Here is a 13874-nt window from a genome sequence, read left to right as displayed (position 1 = left end):
AGCGGTGTAACTCCAGGCAAGCCAAACAGGGAATTCGTCTTGCTGCCGGTGAACCGGTCGGCCAACGTATCTGGAGGATTGTCCGGTTCCGCCCGGACGGGGGATAGATTGCAGGGTTAAGGGTACCGAAGCACATGACTTCCCTTGAATCGAAGCTGCTCACACGACTGAAGCGGCTGAACATTCTGACCGACGAGCAGGCGCGCGAAGTCGAAGAGACTTCCGAAGAATCCGGCCGCCCGGTTGCCGATCGCATCATCGAATTGGGCTACGCAGACGAGAAAATCGTTACGCGTAACCTAGCTCGCCTCAGCGGTTTGGAGTTCCTCGACCTCGACACCTTCACCCCCGACAAGATCGTCCTGCGCCACCTGCGCGCCAGCGTCGCGCGCCGATACCAGGCCACCCCCGTCGGCATCGTCGGAGACGACCTCGTCGTCGCCGTCGCCGACTTCACGAACATCTACCTGGTCGACGACCTGAAGGCCATCACCGGCCGCCCGATCCGGATCGTCGCCGCCACGCACTCCGCAATCCAGGGTGCTCTCGAACGCTGCTACTCGCTCGACGAGATGGAATCCTCCGACCAGGTCCCCGTCGAGGCGATCGAGGAAGAAGAGTCCCAGGGCGACGTCCGCCCGGAGAATCAAAGCATCATCGAGGGAACGCCGCGCCGCGACCTCTCGATTTCGACCGACGAAACCCTCGCCTACGAACCCGAGACGATGGCGACCGAGCCCACGCCAGTGGACTCCGAGGAATCCGAACGCCTCCACAACGGCGTCACCCGCGCCGACGTCGCAGATACCACGGTCTCAGAGTCCGAATCCGAAAAGCCCGACTTCTCCACTACCGATCACGAAGCCTCGACGCAACTGGTCGAGGATGTCGCGCCGGAAGAAGACGAACGCGGTGCAGAGCTCCCCGTCGACGAAGACTCCACCCTTCGCCTGAAAGCCATCAAAGCCCAGGAGCCCGCTCCCGAGGACATCGAGACCCCGAAGGAACAAATCCCCGAGCCTGAGGAAGAAACCCCTCGGGAAAGCGAAGAGCTCGAACGCGAAACCGGCGATTCGATGGAAGCCAAACTCCCCGACCCCGAAACCGTCGAGGAGAGCGGATCGCTTCATTCGCAGCCGACGACCATCGTGCCGAAGCATCGCCGTGACGATTTCCTGCGGGAATCGAACGAAGGCACCGCCGACGAACTGATCTCGCACCAGCAACGCCGCACACCGACGCGCGACCTCACCCCACTGCCCATCAGCAGCGACGAAGTCATCATCCAGGAAGGCACCCACGAACCCGTCGCGGCCCTCGACGGCGAAGAAGAGCAGTCCGTCAGCATGCTGCTGAAGCACATGATCGACGATGCCCTCGCCGCTCGCGCCGAAGAACTCGAACTCGCGCCGCCCTCCGGCAAGCAAACCCGCTGTCGCATTCGCAAGCACGGCACCTGGAGCGACCTCGTCCCGTACCCCGTCAAATACCACGAAGCCCTCGCGGCGCGGTTGCGCGAGCTCGCCGACGTTCCGCGCAAAGATCGCAAGCCGTCCGAGAAGAACTTCTTCCTCACGGGCAAGAAGGGCGACATCCCTGTCGTCGCACTCTTCACCAGCACATTGCGCGGCGATCGCTGCGTTCTGCGCTTCCCTGAAAACGTGCCGCTGATCCAGAATCCGCTGCGCATCCTGGGCTTGTCAGAAGAGCTGACCCACGAACTCGAAGATCGCCTCGGCGGAGCCGGCGGCGGACTCTTCTTCATCACCTCAGAATACTCCCGACTCTCCTCGCAATTCTACGCATCGATCCTCTTCGGCCAGGCATCGCAGGGCCGCGCCGTCGTTTCGCTCGAACGGCGCGTCGAACGCATGCTGCCGGACGTCACGCAAGTCGCCTGCGAAACCGGCGAAGAACTCACCGAGCAACTCGAGCACTTCGTCGTCGAATGCCCCGACTTGTGCGGCATCGCCACCATCCCGACGCCCGACATTCTGAAGCAAGTCCTCAGCGCCACGCTCCACGGCCGCTCGCTCGTCGGGTGCTGCACGGCCGCAAACGCACGCCTGGGCCTGGCGCTTTACACCGCGGCCGGCATCGACCCGATGACGCTGACGCGCGGAGTCATGGCGCACGCCCACGTCAGCCAGGTCCCGCGCCTGTGCGGCAAATGCCGCGAAGCCATGACCGCCCCGCCCCGCCGCATGCCCTCCTGGGCCGGCGGCCTTGCCGGCAAACGCCTCTACGAAGCCAAAGGCTGCGAAAACTGCGGCGGCACCGGCCGCAGCGGTACCTCCTGGGTGGCCGAAGTCTACCAGCCCAAACCCAGCGGCCGCGGCGGCTTCGAAGCCGTCCGCCCCCGCGAAGAAGCCCTCTGCCAACTCGCCGAAGAAGCCTGGCTCGACGTCCGCGACGTGCGCTGATCACCACCCACCAATCCCAACGAGGTGACTTGGGCATCCCTGCCCAAGCCCCAGGGGCCTCGGGAATCCCGATCGGTTTCAAGCCCTAAGACATCCCTGCCTCTCGGCCAGAGATGGCCAAGCCACCTCAGCCCCCCGTACTCGTGCTTGTAATCGCAATCGTTCGCCCCCTTTCCCGCGTACTCGTACTCCTACTCGTACACGTACCCGACCCTCAATCAATCGAGTACGATATCGAGTACCGCTTCGCTGAGTGCGAGTACCCCTTGTCCCCCAAATGGCGCCAACAACCACGAAAGCCCCCTCGCAACCGAGGGGGCTTTCGACCCTGCCCTTTCAATGCGCTCGCGCTCTACCGATCGAGAACCGACCAATCGTCCACGCGCGATACATCATTGAAGTTCACCGTCACGTCCGGCGTGCCCGGCGCGGGTTCCGTGTTCCCGGCGCCATCCGTCGCCACCACGTAGAACTCGTACGTCCCCGATCCGCCGGTCGACGTCGTATCGAACGCGATCGGCGAACTCGTGAATGTGCCGGCGCTGTTGTACGGCACACCGCGGCGAGTCGAAGTGTACGTGTAGAACAACTCGACGTGATCCACGCCACTGCCGCTTCCGTCCGACGCCGTATACTCGACCGAGATGATCGGCGACGGCTGCGTCAGCGCACCGCTCGGCCCGGTCACCTGCGAGCTCGGGGCCTGCGAGTCCACGCCCGTGCCGGACAGCGCAATAAGCAGCGTCCCGCTGCTCGTGTTCGTCTCCAGACTGACTTCGCCGCTGATCGGTCCCACCGCATTCGGTGCGAACTCGATCGTTAGCGTATCCGACGTGCCGGCGATCAGCTCGCTGGCGGGAACGCTCGCGATGCTGAACGCTCCCCCGCCGTCGTTCGTCAACGTCGCCGTCGTGCGCAGATCGCCGTCTCCTGTGTTCTGGACCAGGCTGGAAAGCGCCACCGCCGGATCGCCCAGCTCAACGCTTCCGAAATCCAAACTCGGCGGCGTGACTTCGACGGCTGGATACAGGATGCCGAGATTCAGCAGGACCGTGTACGACGCAGTGTAGAAGGTCGGCGTCGCAATGTCCGGCAATCCGTCACCGTTGAAATCGGCCACCGCCATGTTCATCGGACCGTCGTCGGTCAGGTAATGCAACGAATCCGGGAACGTCCCGTTGCCCGTCCCCAGCATAACGGAAACGCCTCGCCCCTGAATGTGCGAGATCGCAACATCGGTAATGCCGTCCGCGTTGAAGTCGTCGATCGAGATCTTGTGTGGGGTCTTTTCAACAGCGTAATTCACCGGGCCTGCAAACGTACCGTCTCCGATGCCGCCGCTTCCGTTCCCGATCAGAATCGAAACATCGTTGCTGATGTAATTCGTCACCACGAGATCCTTAATGCCGTCGCCATCGAGATCCTCGGCCGCCACGTCGTAAGGATTGTCGCCGGCCAGGTAATCCACCGCCGTGTTGAATGTTCCGTCTCCAACGCCAGTCAGGATGGAGACATTGTCCCCGCTGTAATTCGCCGTCGCCAGGTCATCGATCAAATCGCCGTTAAAGTCGGCGACCGTCACGTCCTGCGGCCCCGCGGGCAGCGAATAAGCAACGCCCGCCGCGAACGTTCCATCGCCCACACCACCGCCGGCATCGGTACCGATCAGCACAGAAACGCTGCTGGATCCGTTGCTTGCAACCACCAGGTCCGTCACGTCGTCGCCGTTGAAATCCCCGGTGTCGACCGAGTATGGACCCGTCCCGGTCGAGTAGTAGCTCGGAGTCCCAAACGTCCCATCGCCGACCCCGCCAGTGCCATCGCCAAGCAGAATTGCCACCGTGGCCGGACTCGTAATCGTGGCCGCGATGTCCATGATATCGTCATCGTTGAAATCGCCTACCGTGATCGCATAGGCCTGTCCTGAGAGAGCGTACGGCACGGCGGTGTCAAACGTCCCATCGCCAATCCCGCCGCTGCCGTTGCCGAGCAACACCTCGACCTTGTTTGATGCGCTGGCAATCGCCAGATCGGCAATGCCGTCCTCGTCGAAATCGCCCGTGGCGATGCGGCGCGGGAATGAACTGATCGTTGGATAATCGGGTGCGATCAACGTCCCATCGCCGACGCCTCCACTGCCGCCGCCAAGCAGAACGCCAATATCCCCGCCGTTGAAGTGCGCCGTCACAACATCCGTGATACCGTCTCGATTAAAGTCGCCCGTAACCATGTTGATCGGATTATCGCCCGTGGCGTAGAAGGAAGCCGCCTGGAACGTCCCGTCCCCGACACTTCCGCCTCCACCGCCACCGCCGCCGGCATTGCCAAACAGCACGGCCACATCGTCGCCTCCCCCATTCGGAACTATCAGATCCCAGATTCCGTCATCATTCAGATCGTCGATCTTGATATCCCGCGGGGTTGACCCCACAGCATAGTTTACCGCCGCGGCAAACGTCCCGTCTCCAACGCCGCCGAGCCCCTTCCCGATTAACACCGATGCGTTGTTTGAATTGTAATTTGAAATCACCAAGTCAGTGATCGTATCTCCGTTCAAGTCTTCCGAGGCGATACAGTACGGACTCGTCCCAACGGCGTAGTCATTCGGTGCCCCGAACGTTCCATCGCCAACGCCTCCACCGCCGCCGCCAAACAGGATAGAAACGTTCGCGGATCCCTTATTCGCAACGGCCAGATCGAGAATATCGTCTTCGTTGAAATCACCGGTGATCACGCGATACGGGTTGGTTCCCGTGCTGTAGCTCGATGCGGCGCCAAATGTTCCATCGCCAGCGCCGGCACTTCCGTTGCCCAGCAAAACGGAAACGTCATCGCTGCTATGATTGGAAACCACGAGGTCGGCGATGCCGTCCTCGTCGAAATCGCCCGATGTCACGCTTGTCGGGCTAAATCCGACGCCATAATTCGCCGCCGTCCCAAACGTCCCATCGCCAACGCCGCCACTCCCGTTTCCGAGCAGAACGGACACATTGTTGCTGTCGATATTAGTGACCGCCAGGTCGAGAACTCCATCCTCATTGAAATCGCCGTGGGAGACATTCGTCGGCCCAAAACCGGCCGTGTATGCAACCGGAGCGGCAAATGTCCCGTTGGCCAAACCAACCTGCTCCTCTCCAAGATAGACAATGACCTCGTCGGCAGCATAGTGGGCCACCGCAAGATCCAGAATGCCATCCTCATTGAAGTCCGCTGTTGTGACGGCAAACGGACCCTGTCCCGAGCCACTTGGCTCATTCAGCGCAGGAAAACCCGCCCAATCCTGGGCAGAAACAATCGGGGGCAGTGCGAGCAACGCAAAGACAAACGCGCCCGTCACTGAAGACAGACTCTTCATATAAAAGACGATCCTTTCTCAGTCTTCCGCTAAAGAGCCCGGCCCGCTGCTTCAAATCAAGCAAAACATTCCCACCCTTGCGAGCCAAGGCGCAGACCGAATGCCTTGCCCCACCACATTGGACCGAGGAAACATCGCTTCTAAGCTTGCCAGAAGGGAACTTGAGCCATGACTGATGAAACTGCGGATCCGCGCGAGCTGCATAAGCAAACGGGGCTGGCGTGGCAAGAAGCCGCCGCCGAATACGAACGCGAATTGGCCGACCGGATCGACTTCTTGCGCAAAGGCGGACGCAACTTCTGCCCTCCCGAACTTCCCCACCTGGAAGGACTGGGCGATTGGTGCCAACGGGCGATTCACCTGCAATGCGCCGGGGGAACCGATACGCTGTCGCTCTGGAATCAGGGCGCCCACGAAGTCGTCGGCGTCGACATCAGCAGCCGCATGCTTGGTTGCGCCCGCGCGAAATCCGAAGCCCTCGACGCCCCCGCCGAATGGTACTGTAGCGACATCCTCGACACGCCCCACGAACTCGATGGAACAGCCGACCTCGTCTACACCGGCCGCGGCGCGCTCTGCTGGATGATGGACATCGAAGCCTGGGCAGCGGTCGCCGCTCGGCTCCTCCGATGCAACGGACGCCTCTTCGTCTTCGAGGGCCACCCTCTCACCTGGATCTGGGATCGAGAAGCATCCGAACTTCTCCTCGACCCGGTTTACGGCGATTACTTCCAGCGCGGTCCGATCGGCGAAAAAGGCTGGTGCGACGAGTACATCGGCGACCTCGGTCAGGACAAAGACGCCCTGCAGATCAAGTACGAGCACCAGTGGAACCTCGGCGACGTCGTCAACGCGGTCATCGGTGCCGGCCTGGTCGTCGAACGCCTGGAAGAGCATCCCGAACAGTTCTGGGAAGCCTTCCCCAATCTCCCCGCCGACATCGCACGCCGCGTCCCCCAGACCTTCCTCCTGATCGCCCGCAAGCCTGCCCCACGTGAGTGATCAGCCTGTTTGGTCTTGACCGAATACGTCTTTCACACCAGTTTTGTCTCCAAAGAAAGAAACTGGGATTCGGTGGGGTGGAACTCCGTTCTGTCTCGCGAGGGGGATACAAGACAAGGCCTCCGTCGGCCTTGCAGAAGGGGACAGGGGAACAATGCGTACATCATGGCGCCGTTGCGCCTTCTCCTTGGGCGTTCTGGCCATTCTTGCGGCGCCCACAACAGTGCTTTGCGATCGCCAGTGGGTCGTCGTCGATCTTGGCTACTTCAACACCGGCAAGTTCAAACCGCCAACACCCGACTTCGATTTCTCCTCGCTGCAGCCCTTCACCCATGCCTGCATCAGCGAAAACGGTCAGGTTGCCGGCGCTGCCACCGTACGATTCAACTCCGAATGGCTCAGTTATTGGCTCGGCGTCTGGACACCCGATCCGCAAAGCATGCTTGGGCTCGGCCAGGTTGCCGTCGGGGGAATCATCTACAACGGCCTGACCGAGGATGGCCCAACCGAATCGGAAGGTCTCGCCGTCAATGCGAGCGGCCACGCCGTCGGTTGGTCACACTACTACCGCGGTACGAGCGCGCGGCGCGGCGTCTTCTGGAACGAAACAGGCCTGCACGACATGGGTGCCGTTTCCGTCAACGCCATCGATAACAGCGGCAACATGGCCGGCACCGGCAAATGGGTCAGTTCGCCATCCGCCGCCTTTCCGCGTGCGATGCGAATCCTGGCCGGCACCGGATCCGAACAACGCCTCGATATGCGAACCGGCGACCACAACTCCCATGGCTACGCAATCAACAGCGCGGGAGCCGTCGCGGGCGAAGACGATTACCGCGCCGCGATCTGGACCGCCCCCGGCGTAAGCGCCACAATCGACTCCTTCCAATATTCGACTGCACTCGACATCAACGAATCCGGCGCCGCATGCGGCTACGAAGGCGTGTACATCTCCAACACGGCACCTGTGAATGGTTTCCTCTGGACAAGCGAAGCCGGCATCCAACTGATCGGCTCGCTCGCCGGATCCGGCGGACGCTCCAGCGCCCTTTCCCTCAACAACAACAATCAGATCGCCGGCTGGTCCTATACCGAGGAAGGCGATGGCAATTACACCGGCCCGATCCATGCAATCGTCTGGAAAGATGGCGTCATGGAAGATCTCGGAACCCTCGCCGGTGAACGCTCCTGGGCCCATCTCATCACCGACGACGAAAGAGTCTTCGGCTTCAGCGAAGACAACTTCCCCAACGGCACCAGCGAACGCGTTGTCCGCTGGGAACGCGAGTCGACCATCGACGGCAACGGCGACTCCACCCCCGATGACCAGCAGACAAACGTCATCAGTTTCCCTACTGCCTCCGGCCGCACCGTCACCCTCGTCGCCCCCGACGGAACCACTATTCGCCAGGTCCGCTGCCATCTCGGCCCGGCGCAGTTTGCCTTCGCCTCGGCCGAACTCTACTTCCTCGACTTTCCCCTGCGGTTCATCAGCTTCGTCGTCGACGGCGTCCCCACCGGCGGCACCACCAGCGTCGAATGTATCGTCCAGGACCCCGCCCCCACGATGAACGCCGTCTGGGCGCTCGAGTTCGACAGCCAGACCGGAGCTGCTCAGTACTACCTGTTCGCCCCAGAAGGCCAAACGGGCGCTTCCTTCAGCAAAGACGCCCAGGACCGCCTGCACATCGCACTCGATCTCCAGGACGGCGGCCGTGGCGACGACGACGAAACCGCCAACGGCAGCATCCACTTCCAATTCGGAGCCTCCGGCGGCAGCATCGACCTCGGCAAAATCCGCCTCAACATCATCGCCGGCCTCCCCCTCACCGGCCCCGAAACCGAAGAATACGACCTCAACGACGACGGCATCATCGACATCTCAGACCTCTGGATGCACGTCCCCCTCATCCCCGCCAGGTAACCCACGCCCCTGGGACCGCCGGCTTCCAGCCGGCAACCCCACCCCGCACGCCCCAGCCCCACCACCCCTCGAACTCGCACTCGGACTCGTACTCGATCCCCCCAGAAACCGAGTACGAGTCCGAGTACCGCTCCGCTGAGTACGAGTACGCCCATCCTCAGACCTACAGCCCCCGGCGGGGACGCCCGCCCCCCCGCCCCCACCACAGGAAAAAAACACTGGATACCCCGCACCCTTTCGTGTGATCGTTTCCGATTAGCCACGAGAAAGGACCGGAGACGCGATGCCGCTGACAAAAGAACTCATCCACAAAATGCCCAAGTGCGAGTTGCACGTCCACCTGGACGGATCGATGCGGGTGGAAACGATCATTGAACTGGCGGAGCAGCAAAACGTCCGCCTCCCATCCCATGATCCCAAGGAACTGCACAACATCCTCGTGCAGGAAGAGGCCGCCAGCCTCGTCCAGTACCTCAAAGCATTCGACGTCACCCTGTCCGTCCTGCAGGACTACGAGTCCCTCCGCCGCGCCGCCTACGAACTCATGGAGGACAGCGCAAAGGACAACGTCATTTACCTCGAAGTTCGCTACGCACCGATCCTTCATCAGCGCCGGGGCATGAAGCTCACCGAGATCGTCGAAGCCGTCCTGCACGGCCTCCGCGACGGCGAGCGCGACTTCGGCGTCAAGTGGGGCGTCATCATCTGCGGCATGCGCAGCAGCGATCCCAAATACACCCTTCAGATGGCCGAGCTCTGCATCGCCTACAAGCATCGCGGCGTCGTCGGCTTCGACCTCGCCGGCGCCGAAGGCGGCAACCCCGCCGCTCGCCACCAGGAGGCCTTCAAGCTCATCCTGCAGAATAACGTCAACGTCACCATCCACGCCGGCGAAGCCTTCGGACCCGAATCCATCAGCCAGGCCCTCCACGACTGCGGCGCGCACCGACTCGGCCACGGCGTCCGTCTGAAGGAAGACGGCGACCTGCTCAACTACTGCTGCGACCACCGCATCCCCATCGAGTGCTGCCCCACGTCCAACGTCCAGACCGGCGCCATCGACGAACTGAAGTTCCACCCGATCCGCCTGTACTACGACTTCGGCCTGCGCGTCACGATCAACACCGATAACCGCCTGATGTCCGGCGTCACAATGACCGACGAACTGTGGAAGGCCCACACGACCCTCGGCTTCACGCTATCCGAGCTGAAAGACACCATCGTCTACGGCATCAAGAGCTCCTTCCTGCACCACCGCCCGAAAGTCGAACTACTCGACCGCGTCCTCAGCGAACTCAAAGCCTTCCGCGAAACGAAGGACGACAAAGACACGCGCCACGCCGTCGCAGACATTCCGACTGAATCGCTGACCGACAGCCACAAGGGCCGCATGCCGTCGCAGATCGAGAATGAAACCAAGGGCAAAGAGAAGAAGGCTTCGAAATAGCCAGCATTGTACAAACCAGAAACAACAATCGGCCCCGAGGACATCCTCGGGGCCGATCGTTAAATGGCGCTATTGCTGAGCCTGTCACTTCTTCGTCTTCTTGGCCTTCTTCGTCGCCTTTTTCTTCCCGTTACCGTTTCCGTTGCCAGTCGCACCGGGCAGACGAACCAGTCCCTGGCTCACAAGGTTAATCATGCGCTCCGTCGCTTCGATCGCCGCAATCACCTGGTCGCTGTGTACGGCACGCGTCCGCAGGCCGCAATCCCACGAGATCGTCGTCTCCGCCAATGCGTCCGTCTTGCCGCCGGGCGGGATGTGAACCTCGTAATCCACCAGCTTCGGGATGTGCAGACCCAGTTCGTCCGAAACCGAGCGCAGCGCATTCATGAACGCATCGAACCCGCCAGTGCCGGCCCCGACCGCTTCGACTTCACGGCCCTTGTAGACAAGTTTCACCGTCGCCGTCGGCGAAAGCGACAACGAAGACGTAATGCGGCACGCCTTGACTTCAAACGCGTGCCCCGTCGGTTCGCGCAGCACGTCTGCGACCAGGAACGGCAGATCCTCCGCCGTCACCGTGTGCTTGCGATCGCCGAGCTCGATCACGCGCTGCAGCACCGCCGAGCGTTGCTCTTTCGTCAGTTGCAGATTCAACGCATCGAGATTGAAATCCAGATTGCTGCGCCCGCTCAACTTCCCGAGCGCATACACACGATCGCGCCCGAACCGCGCCGGGCTCAACTCGCTCGCGTATAGATCGCCCTTGCGATCGCCGTCCGCATGAATGCCCGCGGTCTGAGTAAACACATTCCGTCCGACGATCGGCTTGTTATCCGCAACGCGCTTGCCGGAGAACACCTCGACCAGCTCGCTGACATCCTTCAACTCCGCCTCGCGCACGCGAACCTTGCGCTTCGTGTGATCGCGAATCGCCGCGACGACTTCCTCGAGCGAACAATTTCCCGCGCGCTCGCCAAGCCCGTTCACCGTACAATGAATCCCCGCAACGCCCATTTCCGCCGCCGCCAGTGTATTCGCCGTCGCCAGGCCGTAGTCGTTGTGCCCGTGAAATTCGAAATCGATCTTCGGATAACGCGCAAGCGTCGCGCCGAGGAACGCGCGCACCTGGTGCGGCGACAGAATCCCCAACGTGTCCGGCAGCAGAATGCGCTCGAACGGCCACGTCGTGATGTGATCCAGCATCTCCCAGACATAGTCCGGCGAATGCAGCATGCCGTTCGACCAGTCCTCGAGATACACGCAAACCGAAACGCCCTTCTTCACCGCGTAATCGAGCGTCTGCTTGATATCGTCTCGATGCTCCTGCGGCGTTTTGCGCAACTGACGCTGCACGTGATTCAGACTGCCCTTCGTCAGCAGATTCATCCGGTGGCAGCCAGCGTGACGCAGCCAGTCCACGGACGCCTTGTGGTCCGTGAAGCCGAGAACCTCGATGCGATCATCCCAGCCCTTCGCCGAAGCCCACCGCATGATGTTCGCCAACGACTCCTGCTCTCCGCGACTCACGCGACAGGAAGCCACCTCGATGCGATCCACGCGCACGCGGCCTAGAAGCCGCTGGGCAATCAGCAGTTTCTCATTCGCGGGCATCGAAACGCCCTGAGTCTGCTCTCCGTCGCGCAGCGTCGTATCCATAATATCAAGCCGCGCCGTCGGCGTGCGCGGACGCGCGCCCTTGGACTTCGCGGACTCGGTGGACTTCCTGGCCATGATGGGTCTTTCCTCGGCGAATTTCCTGCTCCGGGAACGCTCCAAACACACGTCATCCCCGGCGTCCGTCACCGTCCGCACGCAGCGAGCCATCTGTCAACGGACCGCATGGTCATAGGCACAAAAAAGTGTATAAATGTTTGCTTACGAACCCCCAATCGCCCCAAAACTGTAGAATCCGTTGCCCTGACTCGCTTGTCAGGGCAAGGATCTCGCCAGCCAAATCATTGGCCAAGGAATCGGACCTGTCTACCCAGCAACCTGGAGCGCGGCATGGAACTCACAAAGAGGCGGACAATATCCCTGGCGAAAGGGGCCGTCAAACAGTTCTGGGCGATCCGCAAGAAACAGGCGTCGAAGCAGAAGGCCTCTGGGAAATCGGATCAGGGCTCTCGTGGCGCAGCCACAGGCGGCGCTCAGATGGACGGGGTGATCGATGCCTTCTGCGATCTGGCATCGCTTTCAGGAGTTCCTGAACAGTCGGTGTTCAGGAAGTCCCGATTCCTCGAGTTGCCAGGGTACTTCCGCCCGACGAAGCAGTGGGACTTGCTCGTGGTTCATGACGGAGTGCTTCTTGCTGCACTCGAGGCGAAGTCTCAGGTTGGACCGTCGTTTGGGAATAACGTAAATAATCGCGCAGAAGAGGCGCTAGGCAACGCACTCGATCTCTGGACCGCCTTCAAATATCGAGCCTACGGACGAGCAGTAAGGCCGTGGCTGGGATACTTCTTCCTCCTCGAAGATTGCCCGGAGTCAAGAAAGCCGCGAACAACCCGGGAACCGCACTTCGAAGTCATGAAGGAGTTCCGTGGCGCCTCCTACGCAAAGCGATACGAGATCCTGTGTCAGAGGCTGATCTTCGAGCGCCAATACGACGCCTCTGCTTTCCTGATGTCCCAGAAGAGTGATGGCATTACTGGCAAGTTCTCGGAGCCGTGTCCCGAACTCTCATTTCATCGCTTTGCATCTTCATTCGTCGCTCACTTGAAAGGCAACATGCAGTGAAGAAGAAATCGGGCGAAGAAACCTCGCCCCCAACAACGCACAGACTAGTCCATGGCGACGCGCGCGACCTTTCTTTTATCGATGATGAATCGGTGCATCTGGTAGTCACGTCGCCGCCGTACTGGTCCCTCAAGAAATACGAGGATAATCCCGATCAGATGGGGCACATGGAGGACTACGAACTGTTCCTAACTGAACTCCGCAAAGTATGGGAACATGTCTATCGGATCCTGGTTCCAGGGGGACGGATGGTGTGTGTCGTGGGGGATGTCTGCCTCTCCCGTCGCCGCAATTCAGGACGGCACGTCGTTGTACCATTACACGCCGACATCTGTGTCCAATGTCGACAGTTGGGATTCGACAATCTGAATCCCATTATCTGGCACAAGATCGCCAATGCGTCTTACGAAGTGAGCAATGGCTCGAAGTTCCTTGGGAAGCCGTATGAACCGAACGCCATCATCAAGAATGACATCGAGTTCATCCTGATGCAGCGCAAGCCCGGCGGATACAGGAAGCCAACGCAGGAGCAGAGGGACCTCTCCCGCATTGCAAAGGAAGACTTCAACAAGTGGTTCCAGCAGTTCTGGAACATCACGGGAGCATCCACCAAAGAGCACCCCGCTCCATACCCTGTCGAACTTGCCTATCGCCTGGTCAGAATGTTCTCATTCCATGGCGATACGGTGCTGGATCCATTTGCCGGCACGGGGACAACTCTGGTTGCAGCCATGCAGACGGGTCGCAACAGCATTGGAATCGAGATCGAACCGAAGTACATCCGGATGGCTGCTCGTCGAATTCAGCATGAGTCCCAGGATATTTTCTCGCCGAGGAAGGTGGAGCTTCTCACCGCCCGTCGAGCAGACAAGAGGGACGTTGCCCTCACCCTCATGGAAGATCCTTCTCTCTACAAGACGTCTACCAAACGTGCTCACAAGAGAGCCCGCGCATCAAGCTGAGCACTTGAACGAAAGGAACCGCGAG

The 13874-nt window shown here is 60.9% G+C and carries 8 protein-coding genes; 6 read left to right on the top strand and 2 right to left on the bottom strand.

What is annotated here, in order from left to right; translation table 11 throughout:
• Positions 1 to 134 precede the first annotated feature (134 nt).
• Positions 135 to 2423 (top strand): hypothetical protein, encoded by a 2289-nt coding sequence (locus KQI84_18490; protein ID MCB2156871.1) that lies wholly within the window; start codon positions 135 to 137, stop codon positions 2421 to 2423.
• 352 nt (positions 2424 to 2775) lie between these two features.
• Here the strand turns inward: KQI84_18490 and KQI84_18485 are convergent, their stop codons facing one another.
• Positions 2776 to 5778, bottom strand: a complete 3003-nt coding sequence (locus tag KQI84_18485; GenBank protein MCB2156870.1) for a VCBS repeat-containing protein — start codon at positions 5776 to 5778, stop codon at positions 2776 to 2778.
• Positions 5779 to 5946: 168 nt separating this feature from the next.
• Between KQI84_18485 and KQI84_18480 the strand changes: the two genes are divergently transcribed.
• The 3 genes from KQI84_18480 (at position 5947) to add (ending at position 10151) form a co-directional block, all read left to right on the top strand.
• Positions 5947 to 6780 (top strand): class I SAM-dependent methyltransferase, encoded by an 834-nt coding sequence (locus tag KQI84_18480; protein ID MCB2156869.1) that lies wholly within the window; start codon positions 5947 to 5949, stop codon positions 6778 to 6780.
• A gap of 154 nt (positions 6781 to 6934) precedes the next feature.
• Positions 6935 to 8704: a hypothetical protein gene (locus KQI84_18475; GenBank protein MCB2156868.1), complete on the top strand. Its 1770-nt coding sequence runs from the start codon at positions 6935 to 6937 to the stop codon at positions 8702 to 8704.
• Between the two features lie 283 nt (positions 8705 to 8987).
• The gene (gene add, locus KQI84_18470; GenBank protein MCB2156867.1) at positions 8988 to 10151 is read left to right on the top strand and encodes an adenosine deaminase; all 1164 of its coding nucleotides are present in this window, start codon (positions 8988 to 8990) and stop codon (positions 10149 to 10151) included.
• An 84-nt stretch (positions 10152 to 10235) separates the two neighbouring features.
• Here add and KQI84_18465 read toward each other — a convergent pair whose 3' ends face one another.
• Positions 10236 to 11882 (bottom strand): 2-isopropylmalate synthase, encoded by a 1647-nt coding sequence (locus KQI84_18465; protein MCB2156866.1) that lies wholly within the window; start codon positions 11880 to 11882, stop codon positions 10236 to 10238.
• A gap of 273 nt (positions 11883 to 12155) precedes the next feature.
• On the opposite strand from KQI84_18465, the gene KQI84_18460 reads away from it, so the two are divergent.
• Positions 12156 to 12887 (top strand): PaeR7I family type II restriction endonuclease, encoded by a 732-nt coding sequence (locus KQI84_18460; GenBank protein ID MCB2156865.1) that lies wholly within the window; start codon positions 12156 to 12158, stop codon positions 12885 to 12887.
• A complete protein-coding gene (locus KQI84_18455) occupies positions 12884 to 13849 on the top strand; it encodes a site-specific DNA-methyltransferase (GenBank protein ID MCB2156864.1) in 966 nt (321 codons plus the stop codon). Before KQI84_18460 ends, KQI84_18455 begins: the two co-directional genes overlap by 4 nt.
• The last annotated feature ends 25 nt before the right edge of the window (positions 13850 to 13874 follow it).

The sequence above is a fragment of the bacterium genome (assembly GCA_020444065.1).
Classification (GTDB): Bacteria; Sumerlaeota; Sumerlaeia; order SLMS01; family JAHLLQ01; genus JAHLLQ01.
Note: the sequence above shows the minus strand (reverse complement) of the source record. Positions and strands in the feature narration are given on the sequence as shown.